The following is a 23,895-nucleotide window of genomic DNA, read 5'->3' on the forward strand; positions in this document are numbered from 1 at the left end:
AACGAGCTTAATCCGCAATTTTCTCAAGCTTGAGTAAAATATCTTTATTGTCCAGACCACCTGCAAAGCCGACCAATTTTCCATTCGCACCTACCACCCGATGACACGGCGCAATAATTGAAATCGGATTTTTACCATTGGCTGCGCCCACAGCACGAACGGCTTTTACATTGCCAATCTCTAACGCAATATCTTTATAGCTTCGAGTTTCACCAAACGGAATTTGCAATAAAGCCTGCCAAACTTGCTTCTGGAAATCTGTCCCCGCAAAATCCAAAGGCAAATCAAAATTCTGACGCTTTGCCGCAAAATACTCGCTCAACTGTTTCTCTGTTTCCAACAAAATCGGATGCTGATTGTGTTCGATCAGCTCAGCTAAACGTACCCGTTTTGGGTTTTCATTTTCCCACAATACGGCAACCAAGGCTTGATCATGTGCCACCAGTCTCAATATCCCGACAGGAGATGGCATATATTTAAAAAATAAGCGCATGGTTCACCACAAAAATTGTCTATGTATGCAACATTATGACGATGAAAGTTTCATCAGTACAAGCCCAGAAATGATTAAAACCGCTGCGAGCATCCGCATGGCATTAGCAGGTTCACCCAAAATCAAAATACCAACCAAAAATGAACCAATCGCGCCGATCCCTGTCCAAACGGTATAGGCAGTGCCCAAAGGTAAGGTCTTCATGGCATAAGACAGCAGCGCAAAACTGGCCACCATAAATACAAGGGTCAAAATACTCGGCGTCAGTTTAGTAAAACCATCCGATACTTTCATTGCATAAGCCCAAACCACTTCGAGCAAACCTGCAACTATTAAAATCACCCACGCCATACGTCACACACCTTTTACATAGAGCAGAAACAACAAAGCTTCAAACGAAGGATCGCTTGAAGCTCTACATATTTGAATGAATTTAGCTTGATGAGAGTTTCATCAAAATCAGGCCCGATACAATCAGCACCGCAGCAAACATCCGCATAGCCGTTGCTGGCTCACCTAAAATAAAAATCCCCACCAAGAAAGATCCAATCGCACCAATTCCTGTCCAAATGGTATACGCGGTCCCTAGCGGCAAGGTTCGCATTGCATAGGCCAGTAAACCAAAACTTAAAATCATGAACACAATGGTAATGATGCTGGGTGTAAGTTTGCTAAACCCTTCAGACAGCTTCATTGAATATGCCCAAACGATTTCAAACAGACCCGCAAAGATCAGAAAAACCCAAGCCATGCTACTGACTCCTCTTCACTAGAGTCAGGCCGTCCTGACGAATTTTCTCAATATGAGGGAGGTCGTTCCTCCTAAATATGCCTCAAATTATAGCAAAGAGCGCACCAAAATGAATTATTTTCACACTTAGAAATCATTAAAGCGCAAAAAAGAGTGATCTGAACCAGCAGATCACTCTTTCAGCACAACCTTGGTGCAATCTTAGATATTCACTTTAAATCTAAACTTCTTGCTTAAAATTTAAAGCGGAGACCCATTCCGTACTGCCAACCTTTCTCTTCGTCACTTTCAGCCTGCCAAGCCGTCGCTTCATTGCCTTTGCTATATTCATAGGCAATGTCCACATAAGGCATGACTTTTTTGCTGATCTCATAGCGTGTTTCAAGACCGACAGCTGCATTACTAAGGCCTGATTTTTTGGCATATTTAGAGTCATCACTGAAAATAATACTCATATCTAAATAAGGCTTGAAAATCAGCTTTTGGGTCAGTAACAAGTCCCGCTCAGTTTCTAAACTAAACGCAGCATAGTTGTCTGCACCAGCATATACGTAAGCATCAGTTTCAAAGAAATACGGCGCTAAACCATGTAAGCCAAGCACCCCATCCACTTTTTCTTCCGTATCCCATCCCTGCTGTTCATGCTCCACTTTTTCAGCTCGGTAACGTGCACCCGCCTGTACATCCCAAAAGTCTGAAATCATACGGCTATACAGCACTTTGGCATCATACTCAGCCTTATGCGCTTCCTGCTTATCCGCATGTACTTTGATAAACAACTTATTTTCATCTGTCCCGATACGGGTTTCAAACTCAGACTTTAAACCACCATCGCCTTCTTCATTCAGCAACCATTTGTTATCGACCGTAGTGACCGCATAAATTTGCGCACCGTGCTCTTTGCGGTGATCATGCGTATGTGCTGTTGAATCATGATTGATCTGCTGTACATGTTGTGCGCTAGTCTGTGGAACAGCTTGAGTTGGAGTGGTCATCGCCTGATGCTGTGCATGTTGTGACATCACGGACTCAGTTGTCATGAACATATTTGCATTTGCTTCAGCAGGCATATGATGCCCTTCATGCGCCATAACCGCAGCACTCATCAACACGAAAGAACTACTCACTATGCTTTTAGAAAAAAGATTAATGGTGTACATGATGATCTCCTTTCTGAGCCTTCGACTGTTTGCTTGGTTGAGTCTGAGCTTGCTTCTCCGATGAAGGCAGACCAACCGCATTTTTCTGTTTCAGCATCTGAGTATGCTCATCGGCACTATGCTGATGATGCTCATGTGCCATATCTTTGGACTGAACTTGGCTTGTAGATTTGGCTTTTTGTTTTTCATGCTGTGCATGAGATTCAGCAGCCATCGCTAACGAACTCAATAAGACACTAACAGCTAGGGCAAAACCTGAAAAAAGATTAGTGATGCGCATGTTCATCTCCTTTTGGTTCAGCTTGAGCTGCTGTTTTTTGCTCTTGAATTGGGGTTGTGGACACTTGACTATCACTCACATTAGCCACAATCAGTTTATTCATCATGCCTGAGCTCATGTGGTAAAGTAGATGACAGTGAATGGCCCATTCGCCTAACTCATCTGCGGTCAGCAAAGCGGTCACTGTTTTGCCCGGTGGTACAATCAAAGTGTGCTTATTCGGCATATCAACCGCGGCTTGTCCATTTTCCAGTTGCATAAACATACCGTGCAAATGCATCGGATGCGCCATCATGCTGTCATTGATAAATTTGATCCGAATACGCTCACCGTACTTCACTTTCAACGGTTCAGCGTCGCTAAACTTTTTCCCGTTGATGGTCCACAAATAGCGCTCCATGGTTCCACCCAAACGAATCACTAACTCGCTCGTCGCCTCACGGGTATCTTTTTGAGGCGCTAAAGATTTCAGATCGCTATATTGCAATGCCTTATCACCTTTAGGGGTAGAGGCATTCGCCCAACCATACACTGGTGTAACAGCTTTCTGTACCGAACTTGCTGTCGTGTTCTGTTGCGCATGACCCATCTGTGTATGATCCATCTCAGACATGGTCTCATGATTCATCTTTGAATGATCCATACCAGCCATCGCCGCATGATTCATTTTCGTATGATCCATTGCAGGCATTGTTTCATGATTCATCTTTGAGTGATCCATTTCAGGCATTGTTTCATGGTTCATCTGTGAATGATCCATATCTGAATGTTCTGAGCCGTGCCCCATATCTTCCATGGTCAACAATGAGCGTGGACGTGGCGCGGGCATATGTATGCTCTGTGCCATTGGGGTCAACTCATTATGCAAAGTTCCGATCGCGTAACCTGAGCGATCAATCGACTCTGCTTCAATTTGATAATGCCCTGCTTTCGGCTCCACAATCACATCATAAGTTTCAGCCGTTCCAATCCGAAACTCATCCACGGGAACGGGTTTGACGGGTTGACCATCTGCACTGACTACGGTCATTTTTAGATTAGGAATACGGATATCAAAAAAAGACATGGCTGAGGCATTGATAAACCGTAAACGAACTTTTTCATTTGGCTTAAACAGACCTGTCCAGTTTTGTTCAGGGGTTTTACCATTAATGAGGAAGGTATAACCCGTAACATCGGACAGATCCGTTTTTAGCATGCGCATTTGGTTCCACATGGAACGGTCTTGCCACGCGGCTTTTAAGCCCTCGCGCTGTACTTGTTTCCACACGTCAGCAACGGTTTCACGCTGATTTTGATAATATTCTGCAGAAATCTTCAAATTCTTCTGAATTTGTTCACTGCTCTGCTCATGGAAGTCCGACAGCATCACCACATAGTCACGCTCTGCTTTTTCATGCTGAGCTAAAGGCTTTTTGTCTTTGGGATAAATGACCAATGCACCATACAGCCCATCTTGTTCCTGTCCTTTAGAATGCGCATGGTACCAATAGGTGCCACTTTGGCGCACTTTGAACTTATAGACAAATTCGCTCTTCGGCTGAATACCATTAAACCCGTTAAAACCGGGTACACCATCCATCAGCCCAGGCAAAAGCAAACCATGCCAGTGGATCGATGAATCCTGTTTTTTGAGGTTGTTTTTAACCCGAATGACCGCATCATCGCCCTCCTCAAATTCAAGCAAGGGAGCTGGAAACTGTCCGTTGACACTAATCCGCTTGAGCGACTTGCCGGTTAAATTGACGGGACTTTCATCAATCACCAATTGGTATTCTTTGACTGCGGCAAAGCTCCAAGAAGATGACATCAGACACACCCCAAGGATGAGGCTTTGTTTAAATTGAATAGACATGACTAAATCCTAATAATTTTAAAAATAAAGTTTTAAAAATCAGGATTAGGCTTTGGGAGGACGTAGAATTTCTTGCCAATAGCCCACTAGATGTTGAGCTTGATAACGAAAATGGGGGGATGATTGTGCTAAAGCGGCTTCAAGCTGAACCACTGCAAGCAGTTCAGCCTCTAAAAGTGTCAGCGTTGTTTGGCAGTGATACTGTGCACACTCCTGACACTGAACTTGCTTATTTTGCAGCATATCCGAAGCATGACAGTTGCTCTTCGCTGTTATGTCGGTCTGAGCCATATGCATTTGATGTCCAGAGACTGGACTCGATGACTTCGTTTGATGACAGTCGAGCATGCTTTGCATACCTGCTTCATACGCTGAACTTTGCTCACTGGTTGCAGCCTGCATACTGAGCTGCATCATTTGATGCACCGGCGCTGCCGAAGCTTGGGTAATACCACTCCACCCCATTACCAAGGTAATGAGTAAGACAAACCAAGAATGTGTCTTGAGCAATGAACGCACAATCAATCCTATTTAGTCAGTGAAGAATGATATTTAAACGCAACAAAACGCTCTTTGCATGTAAATGCCTAACCTTTTGTTGCTGATCCCAATCAACAGGATAAGCAAAGAATGGCTTATACACAAGATTATAAATTTAAATTCAATTACTGCGACGGTTTAGCACCTCAGTAGACTTAAACAATAAAGTTATTTTTTAAACAGCGCTATTTTTAAGTACAGATGAATAAATCATCAGTAACAATCAGGCTTTCACAGCATAAAAAAGGACTAAAATGAGTCCTTTTTATACATTTAACGTCTAAATACTAAACCATTGCTGTGTAAACGTTTGAATATTAATCAAGTTATCCATATCGTTATCAACATAGATATCCACCACTTTATCCATAAAGTTATCCACAGAATGCATGGTATTTATACCTGCGAGCTTAAACCTTTACCGCACCCACTTTTGCAAGCTCCGCACGCATATCATCAATCACAGCTTTATAATCTGGTTTTCCGAAAATAGCTGAACCCGCAACAAACATATCTGCACCCGCTTCTGCAATCTCGCGAATATTTGCAGGCGTCACACCACCATCCACTTCTAAGCGTATATCACGCCCTGAAGCATCAATAATTTTGCGTGCTTCACGCAGTTTGTCTAAAGTCATCGGAATAAATTTTTGACCACCGAAACCTGGGTTCACACTCATCAGCAAAACTTGATCGACTTTATCGAGCACATAATCTAAATAATGTAACGGCGTTGCTGGGTTAAATACTAGACCCGCTTTTGCACCGCCTGATTTAATCAACTGTAAAGAACGGTCAATATGGTCAGAGGCTTCTGGATGAAAGGTAATAATGTCCGCGCCTGCTTCTAAGAAGTCACCAATCATGCGATCGACAGGTTTAACCATCAAATGCACATCAATCGGGGCTTTAATGCCGTAGTTCTTGAGTGCCTTACAAATACCCGCACCAAAAGTCAGGTTTGGCACATAGTGGTTATCCATCACATCAAAGTGAACCACGTCTGCACCTGCTGCAAGTACATGTTCAACGTCTTCACCTAAACGGGCAAAGTCAGCAGAGAGAATAGATGGTGCAATTAAATAAGGCTTGGACATGCGTGTACCTGGCTTATACATAAGGGAATAAAGGCATTATAGCAAATTCAGCTTTTGAACTGGGACTTGTGAAAAAAGAAAGCGTTAAGCTTTCTAAATTTGCAACGTAGCGTTGCAACATTCAACTTTTCATTTGACTTGAAACTGTTATGGTAAGAGATCAATCGACGAGGTAAATATGAAAAGTACTGTGGATATTGTCACGACAGATGCGGCTCGAATTGCAAAACGACTGGTAAATCACTGGAAACATAAGTTTGAAATCGAACAAGAACCCAGTAGTTTTACCATTATCATGCCTGAAGCCCGCGTACAGTTAGGCCCTCAAGCCGAACATTTACATGTCAGCATTGAGGCGAGTGAAGAGAAACTGAGTCACTTAGAGCACGTAGTCTTAGACCACCTGATCCGTATGGGACAAACGCCACTCACGGCAACATGGACACAAGTTTAAGTCAGCGGCTGAATGAATTAGTTTGATAAGCGTTGCTGTTGGTTAAATTGGCGAATTGCCGCAATACGCTCTTGGGTCGCAGGGTGACTTTGGAAAAATGAACCAATGCCTCCTTCCTCCTCTTCTTCGGACTTCCCTTGCGGCTGCTTTCCTTCCTCTTCGGCACGTGCATCATCTTCCATACGCGCTAAAAAGTTTGCCAAATGTAAGCTGGAGATATGGTTTTTATCCAACACTTGCATGGCATACAAGTCCGCATCACTTTCAAAATTGCGTGAATAACTGGCACCAACCAAAGCCACAGGCAGAGTTGTAAATAAGGCCGAACTGTCCCCCGTCACCGCAATCAACAGCACACTAAAACCTAAACTGGATAAGGCTTGCTGGAGGCTATGTCGCTCGACCAAGTGCCCTTGCTCATGTGCTAAAACGCCAATAATTTCATGATCATCTTTGGCAAGGTTGACAAGTTCATCGGTCAGAATAATGGTGTTGTTTGGCAGCGCTAAAGCATTCGTTCCAATTTGTCCGCCTGCACGAAACAGTACTTTGGCAGGTTGCCCATTGGCAACAAGGTCTTGATAGCTTTGTATGATTTGTTTTTGACGTGCAGGAGGGACAGTCGAAGGTGCCGTCAGCTTAAACACTTGTTCTTGCGCTTCATCGCCGAGTTTATAGATGGTATCGGCAGGCAGTTGCATCGCAACATAATGTGCTGCGCTTGGAATGCCCCATCTTAAAATGGCGAAGATAAAAGCGGCAACAAACACCACACTAAATAAGATGAGACTTGGTGAACGCTCTAATTTCCAAATCGAATGCTGTACATGCTTTTTGTTCAGCTCAAACCAGTCAGGCAATGCTTGTGGAAATTCAATCCTTGCATCATCTTTCAACTCAATCACAGGTTGTATCTGCCCCAATGCCCCAATCAACTGCATATCTGCATAGTAATAACGACGCTGCTGTTGGTTATAACAGATCAAGACCGTTTCGCTATCAATCGGTGCAATCGTGGCTAGATAAGGCTTAGAAATCTGCCCATCATAAAAGGTGATGTTTTGTTCCTGCATTTAAGCCTCGTTACAGCGAAATATCGATGTCAAAAATATCACTCAGCTCTTCAGCTATCGCATTCGGGTCATCTTGAGCCAAATTGTACATATGATCTGGATCATTTTTTAGGGTTAAAGTTAATGACTCAATTTGATACTGATATAAACGTACCGCAGCCCATGCCGATAACAAACCGAGCGAGAGGATTTTTAAAATCCAGTTGGTCATCACGATCCATGCATAATGCATCTGACCACAGTCCGTTTGGAAAGGGCTACGCCCCAACGTGGCTTTATTCCATGTGGTAATAAAAATACGCGCCATCATCAGCGGCCAAATCATAAAAGCAGCAATCATATAAATCACCGCCACGATGATCCCAAACTGGGTTGGAGAACTGCTCCCCACTTGAAGAGTGAAGGCAACGAATAATCCTAAAACAAACACGATTCCAATAAACAAAAACACAGGGACGTACATGGCACGCATATAGTCAGGCCAATCGGCATGTAGCTCAAAACGTAACTGCCCGAGTTGTAAATTATCCAGCGTGTATTTTTTAAAATACCAAAACAGCACTGGGAAAAAGATCCCGAGAGTAAAGATGTAAATCAAAATGCCTTTCAGCGCCAAGATATAGGCTTCTTTAGTCGTGCCTGTAAAATAAAAGCGGCTATTGCCAAATTTACTATTTCTGGCACGAAAGCGAATAGTAGAACGTACCAACCACGGTACAAGTAGAAATATGATGAGGAAACCAATTAAAGAAGCTTGCCAAGATACCTGAGCCAAAGCTGAAGCACCAAAGTACACGCCCAATGCAATAATTCGACCAATCAAGATACGTGTAGGTACACCCGTAAAGTCAAACTTGCGGCGATAAAACACTGTGTTGCCATAAAAATAGCGTAAACGTCTAACCTTCGCCCAAGGTGCATATAAACTGAAGGTAACAATGGTCAATAAGATATTCACAATCCAAATGCCAAAGTACTCTCGGGCATTACCACGGAATTGGAAACGAAAGGTCTGTCCCAAATAGGCGTTTGGCTCTTCCGTGGGAACGGCTGGTGGAGGTGGCCAGCTTGCTTCAAAAGAAGCCTCTACAGGTGGCAAAGATGCCTCTGAATTTTGCATGTATACCCTATCTATTATTTTACTGTTTTATTTTTTAAGAACAAAAAATCAATCACACAACCATGTTAATGCCAGTGCTGGATGATTTCTAGTCAAAAATTAAGAATAAATATGACAAATCAAGATTTAAGATTCGAGCTGTACGGCATGAAACTGCAGGTGATCATCAATAAAACTTTGAATAAAGTAATAACCATGGTCATAGCCTGCATGTTCGCGCAGCGTCAGTGGCTGGCCCGCAGCCTGACAGGCTTGCTGAAATAATGCAGGATTGAGCTGGCTATAAAACTGATCACTCAAACCCTGATCAATTAAAATATCGGCAAAATGAGCTGTTTTTGTTTGCACCAAAGCGGTTGCATCGTGTTTCAACCACTCAGCTTGATCTGAACCTAAATAGTTGGAAAACGCTTTTTCGCCCCAAGGACATTGGCTTGGTGCGCAAATCGGAGCAAATGCAGACACAGACTTAAATTTCTCAGGATATTTCAAGGCCAAGGTTAAAGCACCATGCCCACCCATGCTGTGCCCGAAAATCCCAATACGCTCAGCTTGTACAGCAAATTGCTGAATCACTAAATCATACAACTCTTCAGCGACATAGCTTTCCATCTGGAAATGCTCGGCCCACGGCGCTTGAGTGGCATTAATATAAAAACCTGCCCCTTGCCCAATATCCCAATGATCACCTTGCGCAACCTGTTCACCACGAGGCGAAGTATCAGGCGTTACCAAAATCAGACCTAGCTGTGCTGCTAAACGCTGTGCGTGCGCTTTAATGGCAAAGGTTTCTTCGGTACAGGTTAAACCTGCCAAATAAAATAATGTTGGACACGCTTGCCCTGCTAACGCTTGAGCGGGTAAATAAATACCAAACCTGCTCTCGCCTTGAAGGCTGATGGAATTAAATCGATAAATACGCTGTTCACCATCAAAACTACGGTTAGATTGTACTAATTCCATCAGGGTTCCTTTTTAGATCCAAATTAAGGGCTTGTAACAGCTTTAGGTGGAAACAAGCGCTGTTCAAGTTGTGGGAGCATCAGCTCCATATTTTTACCCATCGACCACTGTGGTTCAGACGGTTCAAAACCTTGTGCTGTTTCCCATTGGCTCACGGTTTTTTGTGCTTGGCTAAAAGCAGTTTCTATACTGTTTTGTTCACGCATTGCTTGATCGAAAAACGCCCGACCAAAATAAGTATAATCGGCTTCATTGGTACACCCAAAAGACTGACGGTCTGCCGCTGAAGCAGTAATGATCAAGGTATTATCATTTTGCAGTGCAGGCACAAAACTCCCAGAGAAACACGATGAAATCACAATCACACGCCAGCGAATGCCCGATGCATCTAAGGTTTCACGTAACCATTTCGGGTCGACCTGAGTTAAGTCTAAAGGTGCATTTTCCATTTCGAACTGGTTCGGTAAACCATGCGAAGTCATATATAAAAATAACACATCGCTTTCACGGTTCATCTGCTGTCCCATACGACGCAGTGCCATTTCAATACTGTGTTTAGAGGCAATCGGAATTTCTGTTCGTGTAGCAGGGTTATTCACCAACACCATCGAACGGCCCAACGTACCAAAACGCGTGTCGAACTGTTCTTTTATTCGCTCGACTTCCGAACGGAATACATCTTGATAACTCGCTCCTGCCACACCAAGGAAGTACCAATGTGACTGGGCAAATTCGCCATATTGCACAGAGTCTAGTGCTTTATTCAGTAAACGACTTTGTGCATAGAAGGCATCTTCTGCAAAGGTTGGTGGCGTTTCTTCTACCTTCCAAATCGGCTGACTGGTCACTGACATTTGCCAAACCACAAGGGTAAACAGCGTAGCCAAGACAATCAGAGCACGCTCCCACCAAGGCCATTTCAGTTCACGTGAAAACACCCAAACCACCGCCAAACTCTGCCAAACAAACAGTACCATGAACACATTCGGCAGGTAGTCGTAGAAGAAATACGGCAGGACATCAATCATGCCCAAATATTGAATAAAACTTTGTAATAACGCGATATGCGTATCCAATACCAACCAAAGGAGTGCTGGTACCAACATCAAACGCGGATTATTCACCCGTTGAGACAGAAAAATCCCGACAATCAGGGCAATAAAAGGCCAAAGTGCATAACTGACCAAACCTTGTGGGTTAAAGTCACCGATCTCTCCTGCGCTCAACCAGCTAAATAAAGTATTGGCTGAGCCACCTAAAATCCCCCAAAAGATGAGCTGCATAATCGAAGGATGGACAATTTGCAAAGAGCGTCGTGAACCTAGAAACAACCACATCCCCGCAGTTTGGTTGCTTTTAAAATCATGCCAAAAGTTGATGGAGGGTTTGAAGTCGATCATAAGATTCTAATTAAATTGTGACTTGCGTAGGGACACACTAAGTTTATGCTTGATCAGCATTTTATCAATGATGTTTTTAACTATATAACAAATCTTTGCATACTTTTGAAGCAGTCTTCCACTTCAGTCTAAGCGTTCATGCTGAAAATAGGCATCAAAACGGCAGGCGTCACCCAACCACTGATGAGTGGTTTCTTGATTTGCCAAAAATACGGCCAAGCGAGGACGTTTGACCACCACCCGTTTTGCCACTTTTTGCGCTAAGCCAAGCAGATGATCGCCCAAATCCATCTCACCATCTTCAGGCAGTAACATATGTAAAAGCTGCATTTGCTTTTTCACTTGTGCCTGTTTTTTTACCGCTTGCTGGTTTTGATCACGTTGTGGAAACATCGGATCTAGATAAACCACATCAACCGTATTGCCCTGCTCTGCTTGCTGCTGCAAATACTGTGCGGAATCTGAAAAAACCAAGTCAATTCTATTCACTACAGGGTTTAAAAATGCATCCTGCAAAGCCTGTTCCTTACTTGACTCTAACAAGGTGAATAAAATGGGATGGCGTTCTACCAAAGTGACATTGGCGCCTAAATGTGCCATGAGCAGTGAATCATGCCCAAGCCCTGCCGTTGCATCAATGAGCTTAGGTTTTTCAGTCAAGTGGCAAGCACGAGCAATCATTTCAGACTTTAACGACGCACGCTTTAAACGTGGAACTTCAGCTTTCCAATCCGGCTGCATTTTCATGCCATTGGCACAAAGCCAAAGCCCATCGGCATCAGCACACAGACCCAGTTCAGGATGAAAACGGAAGAAACGTGCATTTAACTTTTCGGCGACTTCGATGCTGACTTCGACACCACGAGAAAAAAGCACAGCAACATAGTGCTGTGCTTTTTCTAAATGCTCTTGTTCCACATATAAGCGCATTGGGCCTACCATAACTTCCAACCCGTAAAGGCAAACAGTAGAATCACTAAGCCTGAAGCGATGCGATACCATGCAAAAATCATGAAATCACGCTTCGCCACATAAGCGACTAAAGCACGAATCAACAGTAAAGCCGAGATAAAAGAAACAATAATGCCTGTTGCCAATACGATCCAATCTTGTTGTCCGTCAAACACATGCGCACTTTGGTACAAATCTAACAGACCCGCACCAATAATTACTGGAATACCCAAGAAGAATGAAAACTCAGTGGCTGCTTTGCGCGATACACCTAAGAACATCGCGCCAATAATGGTTGCCCCCGAACGTGATGTCCCTGGAATTAAAGACAGTACTTGAATCAGACCAATCCAAATCGCATCTTTTACACTCAGGTCTTCAACTTCATGCACGCGCTCTTGTGGTGGATGCTTTTCAATCCAAATAATAATCAAGCCACCCACAATCAAACCAATAGCAATGGCAATATCATTAAATAAAAGCTCTTTCACCGTTTGACCAAATGTCAGACCAATCAGCACAATAGGAATCGACGCTAAAATTAACCCAATCCCGAGACGGCGACCTTGGGGTTCACCACTAAAAATCCCCGTTGCTGCCCCCCACAAACGTGCCCAATATTCATAAATGACGGCTGCAATTGCCCCCATTTGAATGGCGATCACAAAGACATCACTTTTTTCTTTGGTCCAGAAATTCATGAGTTCTGAAGCTAAAATTAAATGTCCAGTGCTCGAAATGGGTAAGAATTCAGTAATACCTTCAACAATACCCATAATTGCCGCTTTGAGCAGCAGTAAAAGATCCATAAAAAAACCCTAATTATGCTTTGCCCTGTTCCGGGATTTTTTTCCAAGCGTTATCACGTAAATAGACTGGAAGTGCAAGTTCAGCACTCACCCAGTGTTGTTGCTGTGCATTCTTGCGCGCAATTGTGGCAATATCTTGCGCAGTTGCACTTAAATCTTTGTATTGTATTTGTGATGGATCAATTAAGGTTGCGCCTGAACCAACTAAAGTAAACGGTGTACATTCAGTAGCCGCGGCATAGCTTAGAAGCTGTTCTTCATCGACGGCTTGCATGATGCCGTCCGTATCTAATTGAAAACTTGCAATATAGACTTCACCCATGCGAGCGTCTAAAACTGCGGTGACTGTGGTTAGACCGTGCACACGATGTGCAGCTTGTGCGAGCGCTTGTAAAGTTGAAACAGGAACCACAGGCAAATCATTCGACCATGCCAAAGCTTGAGTCACGGCGGCATTAATACGAACGCCGCTAAAAGAACCTGGGCCACGGCTAAAAGCGATACAAGACAAATCTTCTGTCTTTATATCCAACTGTAAAAACCCTTGTTCAATCATTGGGAGAATCGTATGCGTTTGTGCTTTTGCGCGCGTATCCAATTGGAAAAAAAGTTCTTGATTTTCATCTACAATAGAGACGGAACACTGCTCATTTGCAGATTCCAATGCCAGCACTTTCATGCACAACCTTAATGATTTAATCTATAAAAACGTGGCTATGATACTCCACTCAAAAGCACTAGGCGAGATGTTCTCAAAACAGAGCTAAAAAAGCCTAGAAAAATCTAGGCTGAATGGGAAAAAGTAAGCTTATAACTGTGCCGGCTCTAAATCGATAAATTGTTTAAAGTGTTCTGAATAATGCAGTGCACTCATTTTCAAACGAGCCTCAGCCGTTTCGTCCAAAGTTTTGACGACTTTACCCGGTGAGCCCATAACCAGAGAATTATCTGGAATGACTTTACCTTCCGGAATCAGTGCATTCGCGCCAATAATACAATTTTTCCCAATCACAGCATTGTTTAAAACGACAGCATTAATCCCAATCAGACTATTATCCCCCACTGTGCAACCATGCAACATGGCTTGATGCCCAATCGTGACATAATTGCCAATATTCATTTCAATCCCAGCATCGGTATGTAAAACCGCATTTTCCTGAATATTGGTAAAGTCCCCTAAACGAATTTTGCAATTGTCTGCACGTACGACCGCCCCAAACCAAATACTGACCTGCTGCCCCAATTGGACTTGACCGATGACTGTGGCATTTTCCGCAACCCAGCCATTCCATGGTTGATGCATTGCTTGTGGGGCATGACCTTTAAATTTGTACAACATATTTTTTCCTTAAAATACTCAACTTACTTGGGGAACCGAAAAGTCGGTGAATTGACTAAAAATGGCCACTCTTTATGGTAGCCTAAACCATATTGAAATAATGTAACCAACATCCGTGCTGTCAGCCCCCAAACAATTTCATTTTCCACCCGCATACTGGGAAAATAGAGAGATTGATGGGCAAAACGAACTTCATAAGGCACCGCAGGTACTTCCATCAGCTGTTTGAGTGATGCAAAGAAAATACGATCAATTTCTGTCGGCTGGGCAACCAATTCGACTTCAGGCGGAATCAGCCCGACCACAGGTTTGACTAGCATGCCATTACGGGCTTTTTGCATTGGCAAATCACCGAGCAGCTGTACATCAAAAGGATTCAATGCGGTCTCTTCATAAGCTTCACGCAAGGCAACCACGATATTACTGGTATCTTGCGGATCTCTTTTTCCGCCAGGAAAAGACACTTCACCAGCATGATTAGATAGGTAAACAGAGCGGCGGGTCAGTAAAACTTTGGGATCGTCTTCATTGGTGATCGCGATTAACACAGCTGCATCTGCCGATTTAATTTTGCTTGAAAACCGTAACTGTTGCTGCAGTATGCGTGTTAATGAATGTTCATCCATTGAACGTCGTCCCCATCATTCTTTTTTTCATCATAGCTGAATTTGATACTGAAAAAAGAGAAATGATGCCAAAATTTAATTTTTAAGTTATGCTGAGTCTGAACTTTATCATTGATGATGAATATGGACTTTTGCAGCAATTGCGGACAAAAAACAACAGAACAAATCCCTCTTGGCGACCATCAATTACGTTGTGTTTGCACCTCTTGTAGTTCTATTCATTATGTGAACCCTAAAGTGATTTGTGGCGCACTCGCACTTTGGGAAAATAAAGTATTGTTATGCCGCCGCGCTATTGAACCGCGTTATGGGCTATGGACTTTACCAGCAGGTTACATGGAGTTGTTTGAAACCATGGAACAAGGTGCTGCACGAGAAACCCGTGAAGAAGCTGAAGCGGAAGTTGAAATTGAACAGCTATATTGCTTGTACAATATTCCGCGTATTGGTCAAATTTATGTGCTCTTTAAAGCGAACTTAGTGGATGGAAAATTCGGTGCTGGCGAAGAAAGCATTGAATGTCGTTTATTTGAAGAAGATGAAATTCCTTGGTCAGAACTGGCTTTCCCAAGTGTCGAACATACCTTACGTCACTATTTTGCCGACCGTAAAAGTAATCAATTTAATTTTCATCTCGAAACCCTAGGTACACGCTTAGACCATACAGGTTAATGTTGCCTAATATCAAAAAAGCCCATCGATGATAGGCTTTTTTTGTGTTACAACGATATTATTTTGCTAACACTTTATAGCAATCAGCAATTTCAATTGAAACTTCGCCTTCACGGAAGTCTGCGGCCGCTCGATTGGCGATGCTATTTTTTTCATAATAGTTATTCAAATACGCCTTATAGATATTGGTCCACTTTACCCCTGCACCAGAAAAATCACTGAGGGAAATATAAGCACTTTCATTAACATTGGCAGACAATAAATTGCCTAGATTAACACGTGCCCCACCAATCACTGTAGATGCTTGTTTTCCTTCACTATTTACATCACTCACAATATTGGTATTTGCGCCAATAACTGCGCCATCAATTTTATCAAAGATAGGATTTGCCAAGAGGATACGGAAGGTTACAGCTTTATTTGAAGTATCTGTCGCACCCAGTGTTCCAATTCGGTACTGTACTTGATTGTTATCTGTCGTTAAGGTTGCACCCGTTGTTAGTAGCGGTGTACATGCCGTCGCTTTATTACTAGCGGACTGCATATCAGTACGAATATCACCCGATTCATCAATTGCAATACCTAAGGCTAGGCTATCACTAGAGTTATTTGCCTTAAAAATTAAGTTGGCATACAGTGGAAAAATATACTTCTGCCCAGCCGCCACATTGTTCTTAGACTTAAATACATCATTATCTAAATAGCCAATTGGAAAAATTTTAAAGGCATCAAATGAACCTTTGAAGGTATCTGTGCCATAGTTTTGCTGCCATAAACCATAGGATGATGGGCTAGCATTTGGATCCTTGGTTAATTGCTTATAAAATTTTTCCGTCCCTGCAATTAGATAGTCATTAAACAGCTTGCCTTGGGTAATGGTGAAATCATCCGAATTTGGATCTGTCAGATTAAACTTAAATGGTTGCTGAATACTTTTAGTTAAGGGGTTAATCCAAGACGTTTGTGCTAAAGCATTCATTTTGGCAGGTTCAATATTTTTCAGTAAATCGACCGTCACACTGGTTGCCAAATCACTGCCTAATTGTTCTTTTAATGGTCCACGCCACTGTACACCTGAACCAAAGGTATAACCTTGTCGATCCGTTAGAATAATAAAGCTTCCAATTAAATGACGAAGATTAGCAGGACTAGTCTTACAGTCTGTAGCATTACAACCATATAAGCCTTGCGGTAAACCAATCCCTGTCTTGTCCGATAGAGCATTTGCAAAAATCGGGAAGTCCGCTTGATAGGTGGCAGAGTTATTCATGAGCACCAATGTTTGGACCACTTTAAAAGCATCCTCATTGCTGACTTGACTGACATCAATCCATGGCCGGATTTTATCTACGTATGCTCCTGATGCATAATCTTCAGCACTAATTGATGCCAAGAGGAGTGATAAGTCTGCTTTTTTAGAGGCTAAAATACCAAAAGGTTGTACATCTCCAACCACCCCAGCACCACGCTCTAGACCTAAAGCTTGAAAAATTTTCGCCAAAGCCATCGCAATTTTTACGGTCTTATCGTTTGGACTCAAACTGGTTGCAGCCGTTCCACCATTTAACCCTTTTGCCATATCTAAAATACTAAGGCGTGGCAGTGAGGCTGAAACCGTACTCACATTGCCAATTTCAGACAAAGGAACTGTACCGAGTTCGACTTGTTTATCCGAACTTCCAGTCAACAAGAAGTGAATTTTGTCCCCTTCAGAGCAGCGGCCTGTTGCCGCATTGGTTTTCGGCTCCATCAAAGTCATATACGTATTATCGGGGTCGCTACTACAGACAAAGTTAATCCCATCAACTGGATAATCCAAGGCAAACTCAACACAGTTTTTATCTTTCAGCAAACAGCTTCCGTTGACAGAATTCACTTGATTCGGCTCCGGATTCACATTGGCACTTTCTCCACCACAACCAGCTAAGGCAACAACCAATGTCGACAAGGTAAATGGCCATAAAATTTGTTTTTTCATTTTCATACTCTATTTATTTTTAGCGAATTGCGATTAATTTTAACTGACCGTGATTGGTTAGAACTTTATGTTCGACATCTACAGCAGAAGAGAGTGGTGTCAACAGTAAGTAATGGCTTTGCTCAGGTACATGTAAAATACCTGCAATCATTTCATGCGATAGCATAGAGGGTGAGTTTTCATCATTTTTAAACCCTCCTACCCCTTCAAGCACACAGGCATTTTGGTCTAAGAACACAGCAAAAGGCCAATAAAATGTGGGATTATTTTGTGTAGATGCATACGAATTTAATTGAATATTTTGAATATTGCTATCCACTTTGATGATTTCAAATTCAAAATTTTCTTTGATCGGCTTTTTCGGCCAAACATTAATATCGTGATTGGCTTGTAAGCTTTTTGCTTTTTTCAGCTTTTTATCCTTAAAACAAGTTTGTCCTAAGCTAGTGATCGTGTCTTGTTGTGACATTCGGTAATAGGTCGATGCTAAGGCAATCGGGGCTAAGTTTTCTTTTTGCTTGGGTTTAAACATAGCGTTAAGGACAGATTTACTCACTCCTTTTTCTCGCTCAATGACCTGAAAACGAGTCGCTCCAGTTTTATGATCAATCACTCCTTCAGGCATGGTATAAAAACGACGTTTGCCTTCTAAGTTAAATTCACGGTCTTCTAAATATTCGTTGCGAACGTAATCAGTTCCATCCATTTGATTAAACATGCTTGAGGATGCAATTGATTTCTCTGCACTTACCGAATCCGTATGAGTTATGCTTTGAGGCGTTGATGCAGGCTTAATGGTTTGAGTACTACTCACTGGGGCTTGCGGGATCTGCTGAGTGGTTTCAATCACTTTTTGTTGAACCAGCACCTTGGTTTCAGTTTTGCTGAATGGACGCTCAGCCTGAATCACTGTAGAAGAAGTGACTTGCTTCTCAGCAGAAAGTTTCTTTTTTGGTGCAGGCTTTGTATCTGGTAAATGAGCCTTCATTTCGGTTATTGGCTGTATCGGCTGTGGTGCAAATTCCTGAGCGGGCATTAGTACTGGTACTCTGACCTCAGAGACTTCACGCGTTTCCTTTTCTTCCTGCTTACGACCCTGTTTCACTTGCTTATCTGGGGACTCACTGGCTTTGCCTTGTACCACCATCGGTCTACCATCTGGACCAATAATCGTAAAAAACTCTCCCGCAAAACTTTCACTCGAAATCCAACCCAATAAGCATAGTGATGAGGGCAATAAAATCCTTTTTATTGTATTCAATGTGCTTACCACCGTGTTCTATAGTTCAACCCTAAAATCGTAATGGTTGTATCTGTTTTTACATTTAAACCGGCATACGGGTTTAATAAAATATTATTTACCCCAGTTTGGTTCGCTAAGCTACTAGAATTTGCAGGAATTTTATCTCGGCTTTGCAAAAAACCAATCGATAGATCTAAATCAGTATCTGCATCAAAACGATAACCAACACCCAAACCAAACAAGCGTGCATTGTTAATCGGCACCATCGTATTCCGTTTATCATCAGGTATCGCACTGGTCCGTGGCTCATAGCCTGCACGGAGTTTTAAACGATCTGTTGCTGAATATTCAATCCCAATACCGTAGTTCCATGGTGACTCAAATGCCAAAGGCAAAGCCAAACTACTATCTGAAATATTGGCTGAAAGCAATTTTGCAATTTTGAGCGCCGAAACTTGACGGTCAAATTCAAATTTAAATTTGTCCCATGCTTTATAATCGGTCCATCCCACATCAACATTAACTTGTAAATCGGGTAAAAGCTTATATTTAATCCCCGCTTGGAAATGTGCTGGATATTCTAAATCCATCGATACCAGACCCGACTCACTGGATGGTACAGAACTTGGAAAACCTAAAACAGCAGCCAGAATCTGCCCTGTTGGGGAGGACATCAACCCTTTAATGAGTTCTTGTGGTGCTTTAGCATTGTCTATGTGATATTTACCTTTCATCCGCATTTTGGCAGCACTTTGGTAGACTACACCAAAACTAAAATCTTCTGTTGGCTCCCACAGCACACCCAAGTTATAGCTTGGGCTCAGAGACTGTTCTGCTGAAAGTTCGAGTTGACCAAAGCGCCCAAAAGGATTCATTCCCTCTTCAGCATTACACATGCCCAGCAAGAGAATGTCGGTAATCACATCAGAGTTTTCTTTAAATGGAGTACAGACAACATCATCAATCATCCGCAACATCCCAATCAACTCATTGGGAAAACGTAGATCATTTTTTAATGCCAAAGCTTGATAAGACATCCCAATTGAACCACCAATGGAAAGTTGATCATTGATTTGGTAGGCCATAGACGGTGATAAATAGGTGATCCGTTCTAGCGCAACTTGTTGTCCCATAAAGTTACCGGGATTGCCATCTTCCGCACCGAATCCTGCAATTAATGGCGCATACATGGCAGTTGCAAACGTCATTTTAGAGCCTGGCGGATTATATGCTATACCCGCAGTCGGGGCAGCCACAGGCATACCTTTACCCAAGTCCACCATTTTCTTCAAACCAGGTACATATAAGCTCGGGTATTCAACATCACCGCGGACTGGCCCTTTGAAGTCGGTACAGATATCGGCATCAACTTCAGGCCCATCATTACAAACAATTGGATCATCTGAATAGCCAAACACGTTATAACCTGCGGGAACAGAGAACTCACGCTCGATATTAAAATCAGCGAGAATACCCTGCACATCCGTTTGTAAGCCTTCAATTTTGGTCAGTGCTGCTGGGTTAAAGTGAATGGCACTGATCCCAGGTGGATCAGCAGTGACTGCATTGCCCATAGCCAAAGAGCGAATATCAACTGATAAGTTTTGCCCTAAAGCAGCAAATGTAACACTAGAATAGCCCGTTAATAATATGGCAGACACCAAAGGGCTAAGTCGGATATTTTTCATACGACTCCCCTATTATTTAAGCTTTTTTCCAAAACCAAGAATATCTAACGGGAAAGACAACCCTAATGACACATCAGGTGCATCTTCTGTTAAACCAAGGCCAACCGTCCCATTCACAATCGTTTCAGGTGAGATGCGTACACCTAAGGAAATCGCAAAAGTTGAACTGGTTTGATCTGCTGGAGAGTAACGCTCCCCTGAGCTGTAGGTAAATTCAGCCCCAGTATTGAAACTTTGTTGGTATGACATTGTCATTGAGACATCATAGTTAAAGGAATAGGCAAAACCGAAGGCAAAACCACCACTAATCCCTGGTTCAAACGCTTCAATCACACGGCTACCACGGCGCTGATCTAAGCCCGATTCTTTGAAACCATAGTTCGCAGAGACCGATGCAAACAGCACCACGGGATCAATATATTTACGCGTACTTGCCCCAACACCTGCTGAATAATATCCCTTGCCTGTTGCTAAGTCTGAAGTGGCATTAATTTCATAAGGGCTATCGCCAGTTTTGGTAGAAACGTTACCAAATAAAATCAATGGCAAACGGCCAGCTTTGAGTGGAAAAGGTTCCCAACGAGCACCAAAGGAAATGTCCCCAAGACCTGCTGTAGAGGTGTCTTTTAATAAGTCAGTTTTGGCAACCAAAGGCAATGATGCCGTTAACGTTAAGTTATCTCTTAAACCATATTGTGCCGTAAAAGTATTGGTTAAACTGTGCGTTGCATTTTCTTGTACCCGCAGTTGATAGAGCTGACCTTGTGCCATCTCTAAATCAAGTTGAGTATCTCGGTAATAGGTATAATCGATGTCGTAATAAGATGAAATCTCACCTTGTTTAATTAATGAATACTGACGTTCATTTGAGGTAAAAACTTCTTCTAAGTTGGTCTCTTTAGTTGCATCACCCTCTTGCTGTTGCAACGCAGAAGACGCTGCTTGCTCAACACTTCCAGTGTTTACAGATGCTGGCTTTTCTTGTGGTGCAGGCACAGTGGGTTGATCCGATCCAACTTGATCTTGCGCCTGCTCAGTAGCTTGTTCTACCTCAACGGTTTCACCGACTGCTTCATACTCTCCTAAGCTCGGTTCTTCCGCAGCATAGGCCACCCCAAGAATCATCTGCACACTCACTGCGAGGAGTGTTTTATTCATCCATGTCTTCATCATTGTCCTTACCTACACCATTGTTCTTGTTTTATTTTTTTCACACTTTATTTGTTTTTATAATAAAGCCTGAGAAAATTGTATGTCGGCTGTCCATAATATTCCGACTCTTTATTTTTATTACGCTCTAGGCGAATTGTAGATGCACGATCGGCTATTTTTTCCATATAGTGTTGCGGATATTGAATATCGACGAGTGCATAGCGATTGACCGTAGCATCATCTACATGTCGCAGATCGGCTTCCTGTAAAGCCAACATATTTTTACGCATTTCAGTCGGAACATTAATTAAAAACAACGTGTTATTTTCCCAAACATCCTTGAAACGTTGTTCATCAAAACTAATATTTCCTAAGGCAGGATCGGCAACATAGACCCGTCCATCTTTATAGCCCTTATACACCACAAAATGTTTAAAACCAGCATAAGAGATTGGAACAATGGCAGGTTGACCTTGCTTGACCAAATCTTCAAATTCCCCCTTGTAGCCTCCACTTTCTAAACCAAGTGCAGTCACAAAGCGTTTCATGTCCAATAAAGAAAAACTACGACGCTCAATAATTCGCTCATATTCGCCATAGCGAAGCAAGCCATCCATGGTTTGTTGTTCTGTAAGTTGAGCACCGACATAGCCATTGATTAAGGTGGTCAGTGCTGCTGAGCCACAACTATAGTCATAAGCTTGACGGACAATGCCTCGAAATTGGTCTTCTACAGCAGGATTAATTAGGACAGGTTCATGATGCATTCTGGTAAAAGATGCATTTCGAGAGTCTAAAACTTCAGTATAGTAAACCGCTTCCGCTGGTTTTTTCTTAATATCAAAGGCTTCGGTGGCAAAGTAATACATCATTGCTGAGCCTAATGCGATCTCTAACATAGCTTTTTACTTTTTTTAATAATATATAGGCATCCCGCCCATTTTTTGTTTTTAGAGTTAATACTCTATATCCATACATTCAAGAAGATACTGTGTTTTATCTAAAAAAAATAGTCTTTTTTGCATTTTTTATGAATATATTTTAGAAAAAAAGCGCGTGAATTCACGCGCTTTTCTAAAGGCTAATTTTAGTGACCAGAAATAGTAATCACAGCACCTGGTGTATACACTCCTGCAGCAGGACTAAAGTATGTTTGCATACCTTGAACTTCTACATCACCAATAGATGCAGCATTACGGCTACCCAAATGTACACCTTTAACATAAGTATCGTGCGCGCCACTTGTGCTAATCATACGAATATAGCCCTTATTCGCACCTTCTTCACCAATCACACTAATTTTTTGATTCAGTGTTAAATCTAGAGAGTTTGCATCTGCAACTTTAATGCTTTCAACAAAGATTTCACCTGCAGCACGCGTTGCTGTTTTAGTTGAATTATCTAAAATACCTAAGTTTTTAATTTCTAAACCACCAACCATCGTCGCATTTAATTGGATCATTGCGCCTTGCGGTGCAGCACCTAGTTGGATGTTTGCAGACATTGGACCTGTTTTCAGTGATAAACCACTTAAAATCGGATTCACCGTACCTGTACCACCACGACGGATAGAGGTTGCTCCTGTTGTAGGAACATCAGCCGAAGCAACTACACCAATTTGACCAATTTTAATATCTAAACCTGAAACTTGAGCTGCAATGTTAATAAATGCATTACCACCGTTTGCATCTGTGTCAATTTGCAAATCAGCTAAGTTACGAGATGGAAGTAAATATGCTCCTGCATTATCATAGTTCGCACCAATAACAATACCGTGATTTTCCAGCGTATCACCCGCTATACCATTACCTTGGATAACGATAGCACCAGCAGTTGAAGTACCACCTAGAGATGTAGTCGCTAAACCATCATTATCATGAACAAAAACCTTACCAATTTCGATTTTAGAAATACCGATACCGATATTTAGACCATCTTGACCTGTAGCGGCACTGAGCGAAGCGTCATCCATTGCTTGCATTGCCATCGCATTTACACTGATTGCCATTGAAGAAACTAAAGCAAGTTTAGTAATAATTTTCATCTTGTTCCTCTCCTAAGAGCTTTATTTTTGTGATACCAATCACTCGATGTTAACTACTGCTTTTTTTATTTTGACCCAGTATTAACATCTATCCTTGAGTGACTTCATTGCCTGAACTAAGTTATATGCGAGTGATTTTTTGATCAACTGCTGTTGGTCGCAATCCATAGCTTACCGATAAACGGTATTTCCTCTATGCGTACACGT

General features: G+C 42.4%; 25 protein-coding genes. 2 read left to right on the forward strand and 23 right to left on the reverse strand.

Annotation, left to right across the window (positions count from 1 at the left end; genetic code table 11):
• Positions 1–7: 7 nt before the first annotated feature.
• The 8 genes from ACF8FD_RS06775 to rpe form a co-directional block, all read right to left on the reverse strand.
• Positions 8–493, reverse strand: a complete 486-nt coding sequence (locus tag ACF8FD_RS06775; RefSeq protein ID WP_205667079.1) for a methylated-DNA--[protein]-cysteine S-methyltransferase — start codon at positions 491–493, stop codon at positions 8–10.
• 33 nt (positions 494–526) lie between these two features.
• On the reverse strand, positions 527–844 hold the full coding sequence (gene sugE / locus ACF8FD_RS06780) for a quaternary ammonium compound efflux SMR transporter SugE (RefSeq protein ID WP_010325989.1): 318 nt from the start codon (positions 842–844) through the stop codon (positions 527–529).
• An 82-nt stretch (positions 845–926) separates the two neighbouring features.
• Positions 927–1,244 carry a quaternary ammonium compound efflux SMR transporter SugE gene (gene sugE, locus ACF8FD_RS06785; protein ID WP_005400191.1) on the reverse strand — a complete coding sequence of 106 codons (318 nt, stop codon included), beginning with the start codon at positions 1,242–1,244 and terminating at the stop codon, positions 927–929.
• Between the two features lie 233 nt (positions 1,245–1,477).
• The gene (locus ACF8FD_RS06790; protein WP_205667080.1) at positions 1,478–2,404 is read right to left on the reverse strand and encodes a copper resistance protein B; all 927 of its coding nucleotides are present in this window, start codon (positions 2,402–2,404) and stop codon (positions 1,478–1,480) included.
• A complete protein-coding gene (locus tag ACF8FD_RS06795) occupies positions 2,391–2,684 on the reverse strand; it encodes a hypothetical protein (protein WP_205667081.1) in 294 nt (97 codons plus the stop codon). The genes ACF8FD_RS06790 and ACF8FD_RS06795 overlap by 14 nt, the downstream gene beginning before the upstream one ends.
• Entirely contained in the window at positions 2,671–4,539 is a 1,869-nt protein-coding gene (locus ACF8FD_RS06800; RefSeq protein ID WP_205667082.1) for a copper resistance system multicopper oxidase, read from the reverse strand. The genes ACF8FD_RS06795 and ACF8FD_RS06800 overlap by 14 nt, the downstream gene beginning before the upstream one ends.
• A gap of 45 nt (positions 4,540–4,584) precedes the next feature.
• Entirely contained in the window at positions 4,585–5,058 is a 474-nt protein-coding gene (locus ACF8FD_RS06805) for a hypothetical protein (RefSeq protein ID WP_205667083.1), read from the reverse strand.
• A gap of 431 nt (positions 5,059–5,489) precedes the next feature.
• Positions 5,490–6,176 carry a ribulose-phosphate 3-epimerase gene (gene rpe / locus ACF8FD_RS06810; protein WP_281963697.1) on the reverse strand — a complete coding sequence of 229 codons (687 nt, stop codon included), beginning with the start codon at positions 6,174–6,176 and terminating at the stop codon, positions 5,490–5,492.
• 178 nt (positions 6,177–6,354) lie between these two features.
• On the opposite strand from rpe, the gene ACF8FD_RS06815 reads away from it, so the two are divergent.
• Positions 6,355–6,630, forward strand: a complete 276-nt coding sequence (locus ACF8FD_RS06815; protein ID WP_281963696.1) for a DUF2218 domain-containing protein — start codon at positions 6,355–6,357, stop codon at positions 6,628–6,630.
• A 17-nt stretch (positions 6,631–6,647) separates the two neighbouring features.
• On the opposite strand, the gene ACF8FD_RS06820 is transcribed toward ACF8FD_RS06815, so the two are convergent.
• The 9 genes from ACF8FD_RS06820 to ACF8FD_RS06860 all read right to left on the reverse strand — a co-directional run bounded on the left by ACF8FD_RS06820 (position 6,648) and on the right by ACF8FD_RS06860 (position 14,911).
• On the reverse strand, positions 6,648–7,703 hold the full coding sequence (locus ACF8FD_RS06820) for a M48 family metallopeptidase (protein WP_281963695.1): 1,056 nt from the start codon (positions 7,701–7,703) through the stop codon (positions 6,648–6,650).
• A gap of 10 nt (positions 7,704–7,713) precedes the next feature.
• Entirely contained in the window at positions 7,714–8,823 is a 1,110-nt protein-coding gene (locus tag ACF8FD_RS06825) for a YjgN family protein (RefSeq protein WP_281963694.1), read from the reverse strand.
• Positions 8,824–8,949: 126 nt separating this feature from the next.
• Positions 8,950–9,786: an S-formylglutathione hydrolase gene (fghA, locus tag ACF8FD_RS06830; RefSeq protein ID WP_281963693.1), complete on the reverse strand. Its 837-nt coding sequence runs from the start codon at positions 9,784–9,786 to the stop codon at positions 8,950–8,952.
• A gap of 23 nt (positions 9,787–9,809) precedes the next feature.
• Positions 9,810–11,186, reverse strand: a complete 1,377-nt coding sequence (locus ACF8FD_RS06835) for a C13 family peptidase (RefSeq protein ID WP_281963692.1) — start codon at positions 11,184–11,186, stop codon at positions 9,810–9,812.
• Between the two features lie 123 nt (positions 11,187–11,309).
• Positions 11,310–12,128, reverse strand: coding sequence for a class I SAM-dependent methyltransferase (locus tag ACF8FD_RS06840; RefSeq protein ID WP_392453283.1), 819 nt, complete (start codon positions 12,126–12,128; stop codon positions 11,310–11,312).
• Positions 12,122–12,946 (reverse strand): undecaprenyl-diphosphate phosphatase, encoded by an 825-nt coding sequence (locus tag ACF8FD_RS06845; RefSeq protein ID WP_058869001.1) that lies wholly within the window; start codon positions 12,944–12,946, stop codon positions 12,122–12,124. Before ACF8FD_RS06845 ends, ACF8FD_RS06840 begins: the two co-directional genes overlap by 7 nt.
• Before the next feature lie 13 nt (positions 12,947–12,959).
• Complete coding sequence (gene tsaB, locus ACF8FD_RS06850) at positions 12,960–13,625, reverse strand: tRNA (adenosine(37)-N6)-threonylcarbamoyltransferase complex dimerization subunit type 1 TsaB (RefSeq protein WP_392453284.1); 666 nt, start codon at positions 13,623–13,625, stop codon at positions 12,960–12,962.
• Positions 13,626–13,754: 129 nt separating this feature from the next.
• A complete protein-coding gene (locus ACF8FD_RS06855) occupies positions 13,755–14,285 on the reverse strand; it encodes a gamma carbonic anhydrase family protein (RefSeq protein WP_392453285.1) in 531 nt (176 codons plus the stop codon).
• A 23-nt stretch (positions 14,286–14,308) separates the two neighbouring features.
• Entirely contained in the window at positions 14,309–14,911 is a 603-nt protein-coding gene (locus ACF8FD_RS06860; RefSeq protein ID WP_178927789.1) for a CoA pyrophosphatase, read from the reverse strand.
• 123 nt (positions 14,912–15,034) lie between these two features.
• Here ACF8FD_RS06860 and ACF8FD_RS06865 point away from each other — a divergent pair, with 123 nt between their 5' ends.
• Positions 15,035–15,583 carry an NUDIX hydrolase gene (locus ACF8FD_RS06865; RefSeq protein ID WP_392453286.1) on the forward strand — a complete coding sequence of 183 codons (549 nt, stop codon included), beginning with the start codon at positions 15,035–15,037 and terminating at the stop codon, positions 15,581–15,583.
• A 58-nt stretch (positions 15,584–15,641) separates the two neighbouring features.
• Here the strand turns inward: ACF8FD_RS06865 and ACF8FD_RS06870 are convergent, their stop codons facing one another.
• The 6 genes from ACF8FD_RS06870 to ACF8FD_RS06895 form a co-directional block, all read right to left on the reverse strand.
• Positions 15,642–17,561 (reverse strand): flagellar protein FilF, encoded by a 1,920-nt coding sequence (locus ACF8FD_RS06870; protein WP_281963690.1) that lies wholly within the window; start codon positions 17,559–17,561, stop codon positions 15,642–15,644.
• A 19-nt stretch (positions 17,562–17,580) separates the two neighbouring features.
• Positions 17,581–18,798: a putative pilus assembly protein FilE gene (gene filE / locus ACF8FD_RS06875; RefSeq protein WP_281963689.1), complete on the reverse strand. Its 1,218-nt coding sequence runs from the start codon at positions 18,796–18,798 to the stop codon at positions 17,581–17,583.
• Between the two features lie 29 nt (positions 18,799–18,827).
• Entirely contained in the window at positions 18,828–20,492 is a 1,665-nt protein-coding gene (locus ACF8FD_RS06880) for an OmpP1/FadL family transporter (RefSeq protein WP_234304010.1), read from the reverse strand.
• Between the two features lie 12 nt (positions 20,493–20,504).
• Positions 20,505–21,662, reverse strand: coding sequence for a hypothetical protein (locus tag ACF8FD_RS06885; RefSeq protein WP_392453290.1), 1,158 nt, complete (start codon positions 21,660–21,662; stop codon positions 20,505–20,507).
• A gap of 47 nt (positions 21,663–21,709) precedes the next feature.
• Positions 21,710–22,543 (reverse strand): C39 family peptidase, encoded by an 834-nt coding sequence (locus tag ACF8FD_RS06890; protein ID WP_004695004.1) that lies wholly within the window; start codon positions 22,541–22,543, stop codon positions 21,710–21,712.
• Between the two features lie 188 nt (positions 22,544–22,731).
• Positions 22,732–23,688 (reverse strand): DUF6160 family protein, encoded by a 957-nt coding sequence (locus ACF8FD_RS06895; protein WP_281963687.1) that lies wholly within the window; start codon positions 23,686–23,688, stop codon positions 22,732–22,734.
• Positions 23,689–23,895 lie beyond the last annotated feature (207 nt).

This window comes from Acinetobacter sp. TYF_19 (genome assembly GCF_043105125.1).
GTDB classification, from domain to species: Bacteria; Pseudomonadota; Gammaproteobacteria; order Pseudomonadales; family Moraxellaceae; genus Acinetobacter; species Acinetobacter johnsonii.